The sequence below is a fragment of the Mycobacterium sp. IDUB_1 genome (assembly GCF_055419625.1).
In genome coordinates this window covers 145126-162084 of sequence record NZ_JBVAYA010000003.1, presented here as the reverse complement: position 1 = coordinate 162084, position 16959 = coordinate 145126, and the positions used below count along the sequence as shown (strand labels likewise).

Annotated in this window: 15 protein-coding genes; 9 read left to right on the top strand and 6 right to left on the bottom strand. The window is 68.4% G+C overall.

Going from position 1 to position 16959, the window contains the following annotated elements:
* Positions 1-17: 17 nt before the first annotated feature.
* Positions 18-824, bottom strand: coding sequence for a nuclear transport factor 2 family protein (locus ACZYYX_RS18145; protein ID WP_463815984.1), 807 nt, complete (start codon positions 822-824; stop codon positions 18-20).
* A 106-nt stretch (positions 825-930) separates the two neighbouring features.
* Here ACZYYX_RS18145 and ACZYYX_RS18140 point away from each other — a divergent pair, with 106 nt between their 5' ends.
* The 6 genes from ACZYYX_RS18140 (at position 931) to ACZYYX_RS18115 (ending at position 7172) form a co-directional block, all read left to right on the top strand.
* Positions 931-1377, top strand: coding sequence for a hypothetical protein (locus ACZYYX_RS18140; protein WP_463815983.1), 447 nt, complete (start codon positions 931-933; stop codon positions 1375-1377).
* A gap of 190 nt (positions 1378-1567) precedes the next feature.
* Positions 1568-1993: an MmpS family transport accessory protein gene (locus tag ACZYYX_RS18135; RefSeq protein ID WP_463816497.1), complete on the top strand. Its 426-nt coding sequence runs from the start codon at positions 1568-1570 to the stop codon at positions 1991-1993.
* Positions 1990-4890, top strand: coding sequence for an MMPL/RND family transporter (locus ACZYYX_RS18130; protein WP_463815982.1), 2901 nt, complete (start codon positions 1990-1992; stop codon positions 4888-4890). The genes ACZYYX_RS18135 and ACZYYX_RS18130 overlap by 4 nt, the downstream gene beginning before the upstream one ends.
* Positions 4887-5219, top strand: coding sequence for a DUF732 domain-containing protein (locus tag ACZYYX_RS18125; RefSeq protein WP_463815981.1), 333 nt, complete (start codon positions 4887-4889; stop codon positions 5217-5219). The genes ACZYYX_RS18130 and ACZYYX_RS18125 overlap by 4 nt, the downstream gene beginning before the upstream one ends.
* Before the next feature lie 2 nt (positions 5220-5221).
* Entirely contained in the window at positions 5222-5872 is a 651-nt protein-coding gene (locus tag ACZYYX_RS18120; RefSeq protein WP_463815980.1) for a class I SAM-dependent methyltransferase, read from the top strand.
* Between the two features lie 58 nt (positions 5873-5930).
* Positions 5931-7172 (top strand): HNH endonuclease signature motif containing protein, encoded by a 1242-nt coding sequence (locus ACZYYX_RS18115; RefSeq protein WP_463815979.1) that lies wholly within the window; start codon positions 5931-5933, stop codon positions 7170-7172.
* A 10-nt stretch (positions 7173-7182) separates the two neighbouring features.
* Here ACZYYX_RS18115 and ACZYYX_RS18110 read toward each other — a convergent pair whose 3' ends face one another.
* Both ACZYYX_RS18110 and ACZYYX_RS18105 read right to left on the bottom strand, forming a co-directional pair.
* Positions 7183-8352, bottom strand: coding sequence for an acyl-CoA dehydrogenase family protein (locus tag ACZYYX_RS18110; protein WP_463816496.1), 1170 nt, complete (start codon positions 8350-8352; stop codon positions 7183-7185).
* Positions 8353-8388: 36 nt separating this feature from the next.
* Positions 8389-9393, bottom strand: coding sequence for a DUF7159 family protein (locus ACZYYX_RS18105; RefSeq protein WP_463815978.1), 1005 nt, complete (start codon positions 9391-9393; stop codon positions 8389-8391).
* A 242-nt stretch (positions 9394-9635) separates the two neighbouring features.
* Here ACZYYX_RS18105 and ACZYYX_RS18100 point away from each other — a divergent pair, with 242 nt between their 5' ends.
* The gene (locus tag ACZYYX_RS18100) at positions 9636-10304 is read left to right on the top strand and encodes a hypothetical protein (protein ID WP_463815977.1); all 669 of its coding nucleotides are present in this window, start codon (positions 9636-9638) and stop codon (positions 10302-10304) included.
* A gap of 40 nt (positions 10305-10344) precedes the next feature.
* Here the strand turns inward: ACZYYX_RS18100 and ACZYYX_RS18095 are convergent, their stop codons facing one another.
* Entirely contained in the window at positions 10345-12696 is a 2352-nt protein-coding gene (locus ACZYYX_RS18095) for a Tex family protein (protein ID WP_463815976.1), read from the bottom strand.
* 86 nt (positions 12697-12782) lie between these two features.
* Here ACZYYX_RS18095 and ACZYYX_RS18090 point away from each other — a divergent pair, with 86 nt between their 5' ends.
* Together ACZYYX_RS18090 and phoU are read left to right on the top strand one after the other, a co-directional pair.
* Complete coding sequence (locus tag ACZYYX_RS18090) at positions 12783-13433, top strand: UdgX family uracil-DNA binding protein (protein ID WP_463815975.1); 651 nt, start codon at positions 12783-12785, stop codon at positions 13431-13433.
* A gap of 45 nt (positions 13434-13478) precedes the next feature.
* The gene (phoU, locus tag ACZYYX_RS18085; protein ID WP_463815974.1) at positions 13479-14144 is read left to right on the top strand and encodes a phosphate signaling complex protein PhoU; all 666 of its coding nucleotides are present in this window, start codon (positions 13479-13481) and stop codon (positions 14142-14144) included.
* Positions 14145-14220: 76 nt separating this feature from the next.
* Here the strand turns inward: phoU and katG are convergent, their stop codons facing one another.
* Both katG and ACZYYX_RS18075 read right to left on the bottom strand, forming a co-directional pair.
* Positions 14221-16464: a catalase/peroxidase HPI gene (gene katG, locus ACZYYX_RS18080; RefSeq protein ID WP_463815973.1), complete on the bottom strand. Its 2244-nt coding sequence runs from the start codon at positions 16462-16464 to the stop codon at positions 14221-14223.
* A gap of 33 nt (positions 16465-16497) precedes the next feature.
* On the bottom strand, positions 16498-16935 hold the full coding sequence (locus tag ACZYYX_RS18075; RefSeq protein ID WP_463815972.1) for a Fur family transcriptional regulator: 438 nt from the start codon (positions 16933-16935) through the stop codon (positions 16498-16500).
* Positions 16936-16959 lie beyond the last annotated feature (24 nt).

The window sequence follows — 16959 nt, the reverse complement described above, 5'->3', positions numbered from 1 at the left end:
CCGCCGTTTCTCGGGCCTCAGGCGGTGTCGGTGAAGACCCGAAGCCGGGTCAACGCCGCGCGTTCGGCGCCGCGAGCGCGGCACTCCCCGATCACGACGGCCCGGCGGTCGACCGTGTGCACCCGGGCCGCGACGGACCGGCCGGAGCGGATCCGCTTGTCCCAGCGGCCGCCTGCGAGGAGCCGTGCGACGTCGGAGGCGGTGCGCGGCTCGTCGTCCCCGGTGGTGATCTCGACGCCGGCGGTGCGCCGCCGCAACCCCACTTCGTCACCGGCGCAGGCGTCGTCGAGACACCGCCCGAACGCTGTCCCGATCCCGCTGCCCACACCGCCGAACCCGCGCAGGAACCCCGCGCTGCCGCGCACACCCTGGTGGCTCACCATTGCGCGGCTCAAAGCCAGGCCGGCGGGTAACGCCTGGGTGCCGCCGCGGAGAAACTGGCGGATCATCGCGGGCAGTTCCCAGTAGGCGGACAGAGCGGCGATCCGCAGTCCAGCTGCGGTGTCCGACGTGTCGTAACGGATGTAGGCGGGGACCTGCATGGTCAGCGTCGGCGACATCCGGATCACCAGGGTGAGGTCGCGCAGCACCGTCGCGCCGGCGACAAGGTCCGCGTCGAGGTCGTAGGCGATGTCGCGCGGGCCGATGAAGGTGTCGTAGAAGTGTCCGATCGCGGCGCGGCCCCGGTGCGGCGAGGATCCGACCGGATCTTCGACCCTGCCGTCATCGGTGAACAACCCCAACCACCCGGCGCGGTCGTGCGCGCCTGCCGCGGCGAGGGAACGCTGGGCGGCCGACAGCACGTCGGCGCGCAGAGAGGCCATAGGCGTTGCCTACCACTCAGACCCCCGGGCAGTCGACTGTCCCGGCCGTCGCAGGCACACTGGATGCATCTGCTGTGCGCGCCACAGCCTGGCGAGGAGGACGACCATGAGCGGTAACGGACCTTTCGGCTTCGATCCGGAGGACTTCGACCGAGTGATCCGTGACGCCGGCGACGGCCTGCGTGACGCGTTGGGCAAGTTCATGACGACGTCGGGCGAACGTGCCGGCTGGTCGGTGCTGTTCGACGACCTGGCGCGCGGCGGCCGCCCGCGTCGGCCAGAGACGGCCGGTGAGACCGGCGACGGGGTGTGGGCGATCTTCACCGTCGACCCGTCCGGCGGGGCGCACATCGAGCAGGTGTTCCCGACGGAGTTGGACGCGCTGCGCGCCAACAAGGACAACACCGACCCGACCCGTCGGGTCCGCTTCCTTCCCTACGGCATCGCGGTCAGCGTGCTGGACGCCGCAAAGTCGGACACCGCGAATTCAGACACCGCGGAGTCGGACACCGCGAATTCAGACACCGAGGCCGGTGGCGACACCCCGCAATAAAGGGGCATCTTTCCCTCGTGTGACGCACAGCGCACCGGCGACGAAGTAGTTAGCGGCACCACACAGACTTGCTCTACTGTGTGTCCGGTGAGAAGTTATACCGGCTAAGTTACTATCGGCGGAATCGTACGAGGCCAGGGGTTACATTGCGCGGCACATGCCGGGGACAGATCGGGAGACACGGGTCGTGATGAAGGTTGCCAGAAAAGTGTGGCTGCCCCTGCTGATCGTGTTTGTCGTCGTCGTTGCCGGCCTGACAGTGTCCCGCATCCGGACCTTCTTCGGCTCCGAGGGCATCATCGAGACGCCACGTAATTTCGCCGACCTTCCCGAGCCGTTCGATCCCAAGGTGGTCCGGTACGAGATCACCGGCACCGGCAGCTACGCCGACATCAACTATCTGGATCTCGATGCAAAGCCGCAGCGCGTCGACAACGCTGCGCTGCCGTGGTCGCTGACGCTGTCGACCACCGAACCGTCCGCGGCCCCGAACATCGTCGCCCAGGGTGACGGCGGGTCGATCACGTGCCGGATCCTGGTCGACGACGAGCTCCGTGACGAGAAGACCACCGACGGGCTCAACGCCCAGACCTTCTGCTTCGTGAAGTCGGCATGAGCGCACCTGTCGACGGCGCTCCGACCGACGCCCACCCTCCTGCTCGTGCGCACCGGCCGCTCATCCCCCGCCTGATCCGCACGCTGGCGCTGCCGATCGTTCTCGGCTGGGTCGCGGTCATCATCATCTTGAACACCGTGGTGCCGCAGCTCGAGGAAGTCGGGCAGATGCGTGCGGTGTCCATGAGCCCCGACGACGCGCCGTCGCTGATCTCGATGAAGAAGGTCGGTCAGGCGTTCGAGGAGGGCGACTCCGACAGCTCGGTGATGATCGTCTTCGAGGGCGACAAGCCGTTGGGCGACGAGGCCCACGCCTGGTACGACCAGCTGGTCAAGAAGCTCGAGGCCGACACCACGCATGTGCAGTCGGTGCAGGACTTCTGGAGCGATCCGCTGACGGCGGCGGGTTCCACCAGCAATGACGGTAAGGCCGCCTACGTCCAGGTGAAGATCGCCGGCAACCAGGGTGAATCGCTGGCGAACGAGTCGGTCGAGGCGGTCCAGAAGATCGTCGAGACCGTGCCGCCGCCGCCGGGTGTGAAGGCTTATGTCACCGGGCCGGCCGCGCTGGCAGCCGATCAGCACATCGCGGGTGACCGCAGTATGCGGATGATCGAGGCGGCGACCTTCACCGTCATCATCATCATGTTGCTGTTGGTGTACCGCTCGATCGTCACGGTGCTGATCACGCTCGTGATGGTGGTGCTGTCGCTGGCGACCGCGCGCGGGCTGGTGGCCTTCCTCGGCTTCCACGACATCATCGGGCTCTCGACGTTCGCCACCAACCTGCTCGTCACGCTGGCGATAGCCGCGGCCACCGACTACGCGATCTTCCTGATAGGTCGCTATCAAGAGGCGCGCAGTGTCGGCGAAGACAAAGAGACCGCGTTCTACACGATGTTCCACGGCACCGCGCACGTCGTGCTCGGGTCGGGCCTGACGATCGCCGGCGCGACGTTCTGCCTCAGCTTCACCCGGCTTCCCTATTTCCAGACCCTCGGCGTACCGCTGGCCATCGGCATGGTCATCGTCGTGCTCGCCGGTGTCGTGCTCATGGTGGCGATCATCTCGCTGGCCACCCGCTTCGGCCTCCTCGAGCCCAAGCGCGCCATGCGGATTCGCGGTTGGCGCAAGATCGGCGCCGCGATCGTGCGGTGGCCCGGGCCGATCCTGGTGGGCGCCATCGCGCTGTCGCTCGTCGGGTTGCTGACTTTGCCCGGCTACCAGACCAACTACAACGACCGGAACTACCTGCCCGCCGATCTGCCGGCCAACGAGGGCTACGCCGCCGCCGACCGGCACTTCTCGCAGGCCCGGATGAACCCGGAATTGCTGATGATCGAAAGCGATCACGACATGCGCAATTCCGCGGACTTCCTGGTCATCGACAAGATCGCCAAGGCGCTGTTCCGGGTCGAGGGCATCGCCCGCGTGCAGGCCATCACCCGGCCCGACGGCAAGCCAATCAAGCACACGTCGATCCCGTTCCAGATGAGCATGCAGGGCACTACGCAGCGCCTGAACCAGAAGTACATGCAGGACCGGATGGGCGACATGCTGGATCAGGCCGCCGAGATGGACAAGACCATCGCCACGATGGAGAAGATGTCCACCCTGACCAAGCAGATGTCGGAAGTCACCCACTCGATGGTGACCAAGATGAAGGGGATGTACGTCGACATCGAGGCGCTGCGAGACAGCATCGCGAACTTCGACGACTTCTTCCGGCCGATCCGCAACTACTTCTACTGGGAACCGCACTGCTACAACATCCCGGTCTGCTGGGCGATTCGATCGGTGTTCGACACCCTCGACGGCATCAACGTGATGACCGACGACTTCAAAGAGATCATCCCGGAGATGGAGCGGCTCGACACGTTGATGCCGCAGATGGTCGCGTTGATGCCCGAGATGATCTCCACGATGAAGACGATGAAGACCATGATGCTGACGATGTACCAGTCGCAGAAGGGCATGCAGGACCAGATGGCGGCGCAGCAGGAGGATGCGGACGCCATGGGTGAGGCATTCGACAACTCCATGAACGACGACTCGTTCTATCTGCCCCCGGAGATCTTCGACAACAAGGACTTCCAGCGCGGGCTGGAGCAGTTCCTCTCCCCCGACGGCAAGTCGGTGCGGTTCATCATCGCCCACGAGGGTGATCCGCTGACGCCCGAGGGCATCGCGCGGATCGACAAGATCAAGAACGCCGCGAAGGAGGCGATCAAGGGCACCCCGCTGGAGGGCTCGAAGGTCTACCTCGGCGGTACCGCGGCCACCTTCAAGGACATGAAGGACGGCAACAACTACGACCTGTTGATCGCGGGTATCTCCGCGCTGGGCCTGATCTTCATCATCATGCTGATCCTCACCCGCGCCGTCGTCGCGTCAGCGGTGATCGTCGGCACGGTGGTGATCTCGCTGGGCGCCTCGTTCGGTCTGTCGGTGCTGTTCTGGCAGCACATACTGGGTCAGCCGCTGCACTGGATGGTGCTGGCGATGGCGGTGATCATCCTTCTCGCGGTCGGTGCGGACTACAACCTGCTGCTGGTGTCCCGCCTGAAGGAGGAGATCCACGCCGGCATCGGCACGGGCATCATCCGTGCGATGGGCGGCAGCGGTTCGGTCGTCACGGCCGCAGGGCTGGTGTTCGCGCTTACGATGATGTCGATGGCGGTCAGCGAGCTGACCATCATCGGGCAGGTCGGTACGACGATCGGGCTGGGGCTGCTGTTCGACACGTTGGTGATCCGAGCGTTCATGACGCCCGCGATCGCCGCGCTGATGGGCCCGTGGTTCTGGTGGCCGCAACGGGTGCGACGGCGTCCCGTTCCGGCGCCGTGGCCGAGACCCGGTGGCTTGCAAAGTGATCCGGCAGAAGGAGTGAGGGTATGAAGCGAGTTCTGATGGGGATCGCTGCGGCGGTGTTGACGGCGGGAGCGTTGGGTACCGCGGCGCCCGCGACGGCCGACCCGGACACCGATTTCGCCAACGAGCTACACGTCTACGGGATCTATGGGCAGAAGGACTACAACGCCTGGATCGGCAAGATCATGTGTAAGCGGCTCTACACCGGCGTGGACCCCGATGTGTTCGCCACGGCGCGCTTCATCCAGATGAACATGGAGAAGGGCACCACCACAGAGCAGACCTACCAGTTCATCGGTGCGGGTCTGCGCACGTACTGCCCGGAGAAGCTGCCCGTTCTCGACGCGGCCCGCTAACCGTGCCGTCGGCCGCTCGGAGACGGTTCAACGAGGCGGTCACCGGGTTCTGGAGTGTCGCGGCGCCGGTCTATGACACCGCCGTGGTGCAGCGGTGGGTGTACCGGCCGGCCCAGGACGAGATGATCGCGCTGCTGCAGGCTCGCGGCGCCCGGCAGATCGCCGATGTCGGTTGCGGCACAGGGATTCTCGCCGACCGGATCGCTCGTGAGGTGACGGGCGCCGAGGTCAGCGGAGTGGATCTGTCTGACGGCATGCTTGCCGAGGCCCAGCGGCGCTCGACAAAGGTGAACTGGCTGCGGGCGCCGGCCGAGCAGCTGCCGTTCGCCGACGGCAGCCTCGACGCGGTGGTGAGCACGTCGGCGTTCCACTGGTTCAATCAGCCTGCGGCACTGCGGGAGTTCCGTCGGGTGCTCTCGCCCGGTGGTGTCGCGGCGGTCGCGACGCTGAGTCCGCGCCGACTGGTGCCGGTCGAGATGCTGGCCGCGGTACGGCTGCCGGCGTATGAAGCGCCGGATCCGGCGGCGATGCGACGGCTGTTCACCGACGCCGGCTTCACCGTCGCCGATCAGCACCGCGTGCACCGCCCGCTGTGGACCCAGGTCCTCTCCGACCTCATCACCGTGGGCGAGTTGTCCCCAACGCCGATTTGATCCCCAGCTAGCTCGTCTGTCGGGCCGAATTGTCAGTGGCTGTTGGGAGATTGGGGTCATGTCTCCGAGCAGTTCGCTGGCAATCGATGAGCGGTTGTCGGTGCTGCATGAGGAGTTGGCGGAGCTGACGGGGCAGCGTAACGCGATCGATGCGCGGATCGTGGAGATCGCCGCGGAGATCGACCGCGATGAGTTGTGGGCGGCGGCCGGGGCGCGGTCGACGGCGGGCTGGGTGGCGTGGAAAGCGGGGGTGTCGCGGTCGCGGGGGCAGACGATCGCGGCGATTGCGGCCCGCTACGACGAATTCCCGCAGTGTGTCGAGGGTCTGGCACAGGGTCGGTTCTCCGTGGATCAGGTCGGGGTGATCGCCGAACACGGTCTTCCCGGCTCCGACGCCCATTTCGCGACCATGGCCCGATGCGCGACGGTGTCTCAGTTGCGGACCGCGTTGAAGATGCAACCCAAACCCATCCCGGAACCGCGGCCCGACGACGAGGCAGAGGATGAGGACGGCGTGCCCGTCGTCGATCCGGGGCCGCAGGTGTCGATCACCTCGACCTCCGATGAGCAGTACACCTATTGGCAGATCGCGCTGCCCCATGTCGAGGCCGCCGCGTTCGAGGCGGCGCTGGCCTCGCATCGCGATGCACTGATCACCGAGTGGACGGCCGCCGACCCCGACGGGCGGGCGGCGATGCCGACTACCGCGGCGGCGTTTCTGCGGCTGGTCGACGCGAGCTGGGACGCCGAGGCGGCGGCGCGTCCGCACGGGCAGCGCACCACCGTGGTGGTGCACGTCGACGCCGCCACCCGGGTGGCCGCGCTGCATCTGGGGCCGCTGCTAAGTGACGCCGATCGTCGGTACTTGTCCTGTGATGCGACGTGTGAGGCGTGGGTGCACCGCGACGGGCGGGTGATCGGGGCCGGGCGGACGACTCGCACGGTGAACCGGCGGCTGCGCCGCGCCGTGGAACATCGTGATCGCTGTTGTGTGATGCCCGGCTGCGGGGCCACCCGGGCGCTGCACGCTCACCACCTCGTGCACTGGGAAGACGGCGGACCCACCGAACTGTGGAATCTCGCGCTGGTCTGCCCGTATCACCTTCGGGCCCATCACCGCGGCCTGATCACGATCACCGGACCCGCCGACCACCTCGTCGTCACCGACGCCGCCGGCCACACCCTCACCTCAGCCTCCCTGGCCCGGCCACCCACCCAACCCCCACCGGACGTCGCACCCTGTTCCGGGCCCACCGGCGAACGCGCCAACTGGTGGTGGTACCAGCCCTACGAACCATGAACAGGCTGAGTCAGAGTCCGAACTGGTCCTCGACGATGCCGAGCCACACCGATGCCGCGTCGATCGCGACCTTCTCGCTGATGAACGCGTGCTGGGTGCCCGTGTAGATGTCGCGGAACGCGCGCTCGAGGCGGCTGCCCTCGCGAATCGCCGTCGTGCCCGCGGCCAGGTGCGCCCATTCGGCGCATTCGCGGGCGGTGTCGGTGGCGTGCACGGCGGCCACGCGCATGTCGGCCCGCATCGTAGGGGTGAGCTCATCGCCGGCGGCGACCGCAGCCTCCGCGGTGCCGAACGCGTCGAGGACCAGCAGTCGGGCCGCCCGCCACGCGGCGACGTGCCGGGCGAGCCCCTTCTGGAACGTCGGTCGCGTCGCGAGCGCGGCCATGTCGCTCATCCGGAACTTCGTGGCGGCCAGTTCGGCGACGTCGTCGAGCATGCTCTTGGCCACCCCCAGCGCCCAGGCAGCATGTCCGGCGGCGGTCACCGGCATCATGCCCATCCGCGTGGCGGGCGACGTCCCCCGTCGCGGTTCCCGGGTGAAGAGCGCGAACGTGCGGCCGTGCGGCACGAACACGTCGGTGATGGCGTAGTCATAGGAGCCGGTCGCCTTGAGCCCCTGCACATGCCAGCCGTCGGTGAACTCGACGTCGGCACGCGGCACGATCGCCACCCGCATGTCGGGCACGCCCTCGCTGATCCACTGCATCTCGCCGTCGACCATCGGCAGGAAACCCGCGGCGACGTACTCGGCGTGCCCGGTACCGGAACCGAAACTCCACGAGCCGGTGAGCCGGTATCCGCCGTCGACCGCGACGCCCTGGCCATTCGGGAAGAACTGCCCGCCCATCGTGACGTGGTTGTCGTTCGCGCTGAACACCTCCGCGAAACCGTCATCGGGCAGATACGTGGCGGCGGCGAACGACGATGGCAGATTCGCGATCCCGACCCAGCCAAAAGAACCGTCCTGCCAAGCCATTTCGATCCAGGTCTCGATCATCTGGGCAAACGACGGCTCTGCGCCACCTGCAGGCGCAGGGTTGAATGCCGACATCAGACCCGTCGACCACATTGCATCGACGACGCTGCGGCTCAGCGTGCGCTGGCGCTCCGACTCGGCAGCCTGCTCACGCACCAGTTCTCTCATGCCACGCGCCAACCCGACGAGGTCGTCACGTGCCATCTGCGGGACCGCTGTCACGGCCTCGACGGTAACGCGTCAGGGCACCGCGGTGAACACATTCACCGGAACTGTCATCTCCGGTTCGGGCAGCGCAGGCGTCTCGGCTTCAGGGCCGGGCAGCGGCGCGAGGAGCGGCTCCGCACCGGGCAGGTGCTGTTGAGCGGAGACAGGGAGATGCGGTTCGGCCGACGGAGCCGCCGCGTCGACGGCCGTCTGCGGGAGCGCTTCGATGGCCGGCGTCTCGGGGGTCGAAGTCGGCGCGGGGCCGGGTAGTGCGTCGGGTGGCGGAAGCGCGTCGACGGCCGGGACGGCTGCCGATGCGGCGAGAGCCGCGGGCGCCGGCGCAGCGACCGGAGCTGCAGTAACTGGCGCTGCCACATAGGCGGGAACGGCGGAATATGTCGGCGACGGGGCGGTGACGATCTTGCGCGCCGGCTCCGCAGCAGCGTCGACCGGCGCGGTGACACTGACCCATCCCGGGTCGGCGGCCGGCGCACTGGCCGCTGCCGGTGCGACGTCGGGCACCGATCCGGCGGTCAGGAAGACGACGCCGACGGCGGCCGCAGCAGCCACCCCCATCGCGGCGGCGAGCACCCGGGTGGGTCGCTTTCGACGCGCGACGACACGGGGCAGCGCCACGGTGATCGCCTCGGCGGGGTCGACGTCGGCCAGCGCCGCGCCGTAGGCCAGTGCCACCAGGGGTGGCATGTCGCTGTCGTCAGGATCGATGAGCACGCGGGTCGCGCATGCCAGCGGCACGGCGTCGACGGTCACGCCGAGTGTGCTCAGGTCGGTGCGCAACCGCCGCCCACACGCTTCGGCGTCGGGGGTCCACACCAGGCGCAGCCGATCGACGTCGAGCCCGCATGCCCGAGCCAGGCCGTGGCCGCCGCGGGCGGCGAGGCGGGCGATGTCGGTATCGACATCGGTGCCTGCATCGAACTCCAATGAGTCGTGGTCGACGACAGTGCGGTCGGCTTCGTTCACCAGCGCCCAGGTCACCTCGGTGCTGGTCAACGACAACCCCAGAACTGCGCCCACGGCATCTCCTTCGGGTGTCGAAGCCGGTGTCTGTGGTTCATCGGGCGACCCAGAACCGGTGTTACACCGGCCATACGAAGCCGCCGACGGGGAGCCTAACGCCGACGGCCAGATCTCGCGCGCCAAGCGTGTGACCAGCGGCTTCGAGCCGGTGGCTGCCTATCGGGCGATCCGGCTCCTTACCGGTCGGCGCCACCCCGAATTTGCTGGACACCCCCGTTGGCGCGGTAACGTGCAGGCCCGTGGGTAGACACCGCTTAGCTTCTAAGCGCCGCCATCGGTGGGCGGCGCCTGCCGCTGCAGTTGTCCTGCCCGCGCTGGCGCTGCTCTGCTCCGGAGCCGATTCGATCCACACCCCGGATTCACCCCCCGCCGCCGAGCCCCCGACGGCAGCGCCGTGCTGTGCCTCGGTCATCGCTCTCGCGTCGCCGATCGCCGACTACCGCAGCACCCCCGCCGACGAGGGCCTGCGGCTTGCGAGCTCGCGGTCGATGCACCGCACCCTCGATGCGGCGCTGCCCGGCACGGTCGGCTCCGAGGCGGGCATGCAGGTGAAGACCATCCTGGTCGCCCGCGCGGTCAGCGCGATCTTCCCCGAGATCCAGAGCATCGGCGGGGTCCGCCCCGACTCGCTGAGGTGGCACCCCGACGGCCTGGCCGTCGACGTGATGATCCCCGACTACAGCTCCCCCGACGGCATCGCTCTCGGCGACGCCATCGTGGCGTTCGCATTGAGCAACGCCGACCGGCTCGGAGTGGCGCACGTGATCTGGCGGCAGACGATGTATCCGGCGCACGGCACTCCGCACGGCATGACCGATCTCGGCTCCGACAACGCCAACCACTACAACCACGTGCACATCGCCACGGTGGGCGGCGGCTATCCCGCCGGTCCCGTCTATCTCGGCTGACCGAACCGGCTGGCCGAACGGGCTGATCGCGGGGCCGTGGTCACCGCCCAAAACCGGCGGCGCGCAGAGCGTCCGCCATCGACCCACCCCCGCTGCCGCTCCCCTTCCGCTGCGCGCCGGCCTCGCGACGTGGCCGCTGCTCCGACCCACGCTTCGGCGCCGTCCGTGGACCCGAGTCCTTGCGGGGCGCACGGGTCTTCTCGTCGAGCCGCAGAGTCAACCCGATCCGCTGCCGCTCCACGTCGATGGAGACCACCTTCACCTTCACCACCTGGCCTGAGCGCACCACCTCGTGCGGGTCGGACACATAGCGGTCGGACATGGCCGAGACGTGCACCAGCCCGTCCTGGTGCACCCCGACGTCGACGAAAGCGCCGAACGCGGCGACGTTGGTCACCACGCCCTCGAGGATCATCCCCTCCTTCAGATCGGCCACCTTCTCCACGCCCGCGGCGAAGCTCGCCGTGGTGAACTCGGGCCGGGGGTCGCGACCGGGCTTCTCGAGTTCGGCGAGGATGTCGGTCACGGTCGGCACGCCGAACCGCTCGTCGGCGATCTCGGCGGGCCGAACCGATTGCAGCGCACGCCGATTGCCGATGATCTCGGCCAGACTCACCCCCGCCCGGTCGAGAATGCGACGCACCACCGGGTAGGACTCCGGATGCACACCAGAGCTGTCCAGAGGATCCTCGCCGTCACGGATCCGCAGGAAGCCGGCACACTGCTCGAACGCCTTGGGGCCCAGGCGCGGCACCTCCAACAGCGTGCGGCGGCTGCGGAAGGGGCCGGTGCGGTCCCGGTGCGAGACGATCGACTCGGCGAGCGTCTCGGTGATACCGGACACCCGAGCCAGCAGCGGTACCGAGGCGGTGTTCACGTCGACCCCGACCGCGTTCACGGCGTCCTCGACCACGGCACCGAGACTGCGGGCCAGGATGCCGGGGGTCACGTCGTGCTGGTACTGGCCGACGCCGATCGACTTGGGTTCGATCTTGACCAGTTCGGCCAGCGGATCCTGCAGCCGGCGCGCGATGGACACCGCACCGCGCAGCGTGACGTCGAGTTCGGGCAGCTCGTGTGCGGCGTAGGCCGACGCCGAATACACGGAAGCTCCCGCCTCGCTGACGACGGCCTTCGTGGGTGCCGCCGCACCCGCCGCCCGGATGTCGGCGATCAATTCGGTTGCCAGCGCATCGGTTTCGCGGGATGCGGTGCCGTTGCCGATAGCGATCAGCTCGACACGGTGCCGCGCAACCAAGGCGGCCAGCGTCGCCTTGGCGGTGTCCCACTGCTTCTGCGGCTGGTGCGGGAAGACGGCGCACGTCTCGAGCACCTTGCCGGTGCCGTCGACGACGGCCACCTTGACCCCGGTCCGGAAACCGGGGTCAAGACCGAGCGTGGTGCGGTTTCCGGCCGGGGCCGCGAGCAGCAGGTCTTTCAAGTTGCGGGCGAACACCGTCACCGCGTCGGCTTCGGCGCGCAGCCGCAACCGGACCCGCGCGTCCACCGACGCCGACACCGACAGCCGCGTACGCCACGCGAATCCGACGACGCCAGCCAGCCATTGGGTGGCGCCAGCGCCGGCGGTCAGGTCCACATCGAGCGCGCGGGCGATCATTGCCTGGTACTCGGCTTCGTCCCCGCCGTCGACGGTGACTGCGAGCACCTCTTCTTTCTCGCCGCGCAGCACGGCGAGCACCCGGTGTGACGGCATCGCGGTCAGCGGCTCCGCGAAGTCGAAGTAATCGGAGAACTTCTGCGCCTTCGGCGTCGCTGCAACGGCGTCAGAGGCGGCCCGCGTCCGCACCGTGCCCTGCTGCCAGAAGTGCTCGCGCACCTGGCCGACCAGTTCGGCGTTCTCGGCGGCTCGCTCGACGAGGATGTGCCGGGCACCGTCGAGCGCCGCGGCGGCGTCTGACACCTCGGCCCCGACGAACTCCGCGGCGACCTGCTCGGGAACCAGCGTGGGATCGGCGAGCAACCGGTCGGCCAGCGGTTCGAGCCCGGCTTCGCGCGCGATCTGCGCCTTTGTCCTGCGCTTGGGTTTGTAGGGAAGGTAGATGTCCTCGACGCGGGCCTTGGTGTCGGCGGCCATCAGCGCGTCGGCGAGGGCGTCGGTCAGCTTGCCCTGTTCGCGGATCGAGGCGAGCACCGCGTCACGGCGCTCGTCGAGCTCGCGCAGGTAGGTCAACCGGTCAGCCAGCGTGCGCAGTTGACCGTCATCGAGGCTGCCGGTCACTTCCTTGCGGTAGCGGGCGATGAACGGCACGGTCGCGCCCTCGTCCAGCAGCCGGACAGCGGCGGTGACCTGGCCCTCCCCTACGGCCAGTTCCTCAGCGAGACGGGCGGTTACGGGTTTCGGGCGGCGAATCGGTGCCGAGCTCGTTGTCACGGCGCAGACCCTACCGAACCCTCCCGACAGCACCCCGGCGCACACACGGGGCGTGTCCGGCGGATGATCGTGGGTACCCCCGCCGCGTGTCCTCCGTCACCGCCGCGGACTTCCTGCCGCCGAGCACCGACCTCGACGACCTCGCCGCCGCCGCGCGCGGCTGCCGCGGCTGCGATCTGCATCAGCATGCCACCCAGACCGTCTTCGGAGAGGGCCCGGCCGGAGCCAGGCTCATGGCGATCGGCGAGCAGCCCGGCGACCAGGAGGACAGGAAAGGCGAGCCGTTCGTCGGGCCCGCCGGGCGGCTGCTGGACAGAGCGCTGCGCGAGGCCGGGATCGATCGTGAGGCCCTGTACGTCACGAATGCCGTCAAGCACTTCAAGTTCACCACCGCCGAGCGCGGCGCGCGCCGTATCCACAAGACGCCCAGCCGCACCGAGGTGGTGTCCTGCCGGCCCTGGCTGCTGGCCGAACTGCGTGCCGTCGATCCCGAGGTTGTCGTTCTGCTCGGTGCGACCGCAGCGAAGTCGTTGCTGGGCAACGACTTTCGGCTGACGGAGCATCGCGGAGAGGTGCTGCGCCTCCCCGACCGCGACCCCGCCGTCGCCGACCGCGACCCCGCCGTCGTCGCGACCCTGCATCCGTCGGCGGTGCTGCGCGGGCCCGCCGATGCGCGTGACGCGTCGTTCGCGTCTCTGGTCGCCGATCTTCGCGTCGCGGCCAGCCGGCTGTCGTGAGTTTGGCGGTGGCGCGACGGGGTACGGACTGACACCGAGGCCCCCATGCGCAACGACTTCCACGACACACTCGACTCGCTGGTGAGCGATCTCGCCCTGATGTGCGATCGCGCGTCGGCCATGATGCAGGCGGCCACCACCGCGCTGCTCGACGCAGATGCAGCAGAAGCGCAGCATCTGCGCGCGGACCTCACACAGCTGACGTCGTTGGCGGTGTCGGTCAACGACCGCGCCTATCGCCTGCTGGCGCTGCAGGCGCCGGTGGCACGCGATCTGCGCACGGTGGTGGCGGCGCTGCACATCGGCGCCGACGCCGACCGGATGGGTGCGTTGGCCTCCCACGTGGCCCGTACCGCGACGCGAAGCCACCCGGAACACGCGGCGCCCGCCGAGGTCGCCGATCTGTTCGCCGAGATGGGGACGACCGCGGTGCGGATGGCGGGCGAGGCTGCCGATGCGGTGCGCTCCCTCGATCCGGTGCTGGCGGAGCGGGTCTGCGCGGACGACGAACGGATGGACGACCTTCATCGGCAGCTCTTCGTCCGGGTGGCAGCACCTCAGTGGCAGCACGGGCCGCTGGTCGCCGCGGACATGGTGCTGCTGGGCAGGTTCTACGAACGTTTCGCCGACCACGCCGTCGAGATCGCGCGCCGCGTCTACTTCCAGGCCACCGGCACCGCGCTGACCGGGGATCCGGTCCGGTTCGCCTAGCGCGGCAGAGACGAGAACGCCCACACCGTTCTCGCGAGAACGGTGTGGGCGCTCATCAGCCACAGACCCGGGGGACCTACCGCAGGTCGAACCGGTCGTTGTTCATCACCTTGACCCACGCGGCGACGAAGTCCTCGACGAACTTGCCCTTGCTGTCGTCCTGGGCGTAGACCTCGGCGACGGCCCGCAGCACCGAGTTCGACCCGAAGACCAGGTCGTTGGCGGTCGCGGTCCACTTGACGTCACCGGTGGCACGGTCGCGGCCCTCGTAGACGTTCTCGGTGTTGACCGACGGCTTCCACTCGGTGCTCATGTCGAGCAGGTTGGTGAAGTAGTCGTTGGTCAGCGCACCTGGGGTGTCGGTGAAGACCCCGTGCTTGCTGCCGCCGTGGTTGGCGCCGATCACGCGCAGGCCGCCGATGAGTGCGGTCATCTCCGGTGCGGTGAGGTCGAGGAAGTACGCCTTGTCCACGAGCAGCTTTTCGACCGGTGTCTTCTCGCCGGGTCGCACGTAGTTGCGGAACCCGTCGGCACGGGTCTCCAGCACGGCGAACGATTCGACGTCGGTCTGCTCCTGCGATGCGTCGGTGCGTCCGGGGGCGAAGTGGACGTCGATGTCGAATCCGCCGTCCTTGGCGGCCTTTTCGATCGCCGCCGAGCCCGCCAGCACGATCACGTCGGCCAGCGAGATCTTCTTACCGCCGCTGGCCGAGGCGTTGAAGTCCTGCTGGATCTTCTCCAGGGCCGGCAGCACCTTGGCCAGCTCGGCCGGCTCGTTGACCTCCCAGTTGCGCTGCGGCTCCAGGCGCAGCCGCGCACCGTTGGCGCCACCGCGCTTGTCGGTGCCGCGGAAGCTGGCCGCCGACGCCCACGCGGTCTTGACGAGTGACGGCACGGACAGGCCCGAGGCCAGGATGGTGCTCTTCAGCGACGCGATGTCCGACTCGTCGACCAGTTCGTGGTCCACCGCGGGCACCGGGTCCTGCCACAGCTGCGGCTCGGCCACCCACGGTCCGAGGTAGCGGCTGATGGGGCCCATGTCGCGGTGCATGAGCTTGTACCACGCCTTGGCGAACGCCGCGTTCATCTCTTCGGGGTGGTCGAGCCACCGCCGGGTGATCTGGCCGTAGATGGGATCGACGCGCATCGAGACATCGGTGACCAGCATGGTGGGCTTGCGTGGCGGGCCGCCGAACGGATCCGGGATCGTCGCCTCGGCGTCCTTGGCCTCGAACTGCCAGGCGCCGGCCGGGCTCTTGGTCAGCTCCCATTCGTTGCCGTAGAGGATCTCCAGGTAGCCGTTGCTCCACTGGGTCGGGGTGCCGGTCCACACGACCTCGAGACCGCTGGTCACGGTGTCGTTGGCGTTGCCCGTGCCGAACGGGCACTTCCAGCCCAGGCCCTGCTGCTCGATGGGCGCACCCTCGGGTTCGGGACCGACGTTGACGTCGGCCGCACCGTGGGTCTTGCCGAGCGTGTGGCCGCCGACGATCAGTGCGGCGGTCTCCTCGTCGTTCATCGCCATGCGCCCGAAGGTCTCGCGGATGTCGTGAGCAGCGGCCAGCGGATCCGGCTTGCCTTCAGGCCCTTCGGGATTGACGTAGATCAGGCCCATGGTCGTGGCGCCGAACGGCTCGGCCAGCTTGCGGTCGCTGTCGTTGGTGCCGTCGTAGCGCTTGTCGGTGCCCAGCCAGGTGTCCTCCTGGCCCCACAGCATCTCCTCGGGCTCGAAGATGTCCTCGCGACCGAAGGCGAAGCCGAAGGTCTGGAAGCCCGCGGATTCCAGCGCGGCGTTGCCGGCGTAGGCGATCAGGTCGGCCCAGGAGATCTTGTTGCCGTACTTGCGCTTGATCGGCCACAGCAGCCGACGCGCCTTGTCCAGGTTGGCGTTGTCGGGCCAGCTGTTCAGTGGCGCGAACCGCTGCGAACCCTGACCGGCGCCGCCCCGCCCGTCGAAGATGCGGTAGGTACCGGCCGCGTGCCAGCTCATCCGGATGAAAAGACCTGCGTAGCTGCCGTAGTCGGCCGGCCACCAGTCCACCGAGGTGGTGACCACATCGCGGACGTCGCGCTTGAACGCTTCGACGTCGAGCTTGGCGAACTCTTCTGCATAGTCGAAGTCCTCGCCGAGCGGGTTGCCCTTCTCATTCTGCTTGTGCAGCACCGAGACGTCGACCTGCTCCGGCCACCAGTCCTTGTTCGTCAGCGGCGCATGGGCTTCGGGCTCGGGCGCGTCGATGACCGGGTTCTCGGATTCGCTGTGGCTGTGGGTCTTGGTGTCTGACTGCGGCGGGCGGGCATCGGACGTATCAGAGGACACAACATTCCCTTTCGGTGGTGGATGACGAACTGATCACGGATGTGATCGGGGCTGCGGGCTGCAGTCGGGGCACAGGCCCCAGAAGATGACTTCGGCTTCGTCGACGTCGAAGCCGAGATCGTCCGACGCGGTCAGGCACGGCGCCTCGCCCACGGCGCAATCCACGTCGGCCACCACACCGCACGACCGGCACACGATGTGGTGGTGGTTGTCGCCCACTCGGGCTTCGTAGCGGGCGAGATGACCGGCGGGCTGGATCCGCCGCACGAGTCCGGTCGCGGTCAAGGCGTTGAGCGCGTCGTAGACCGTCTGACGGGAGATGTCGGGCTGCCGGTCGCGAGCCGCGGTGATGATGTCCTCGGTGTCGGCATGAGGAAGGTGCTCGACCGCCTGCATCACCGCGATGCGCGGACGGGTCACGCGTAGGCCCGCTGACTTCAGCGCGTCTGCGTAGTCCCCGTCGGCGGTCATCTCCTCGATCTTGGCCCGTTTTCT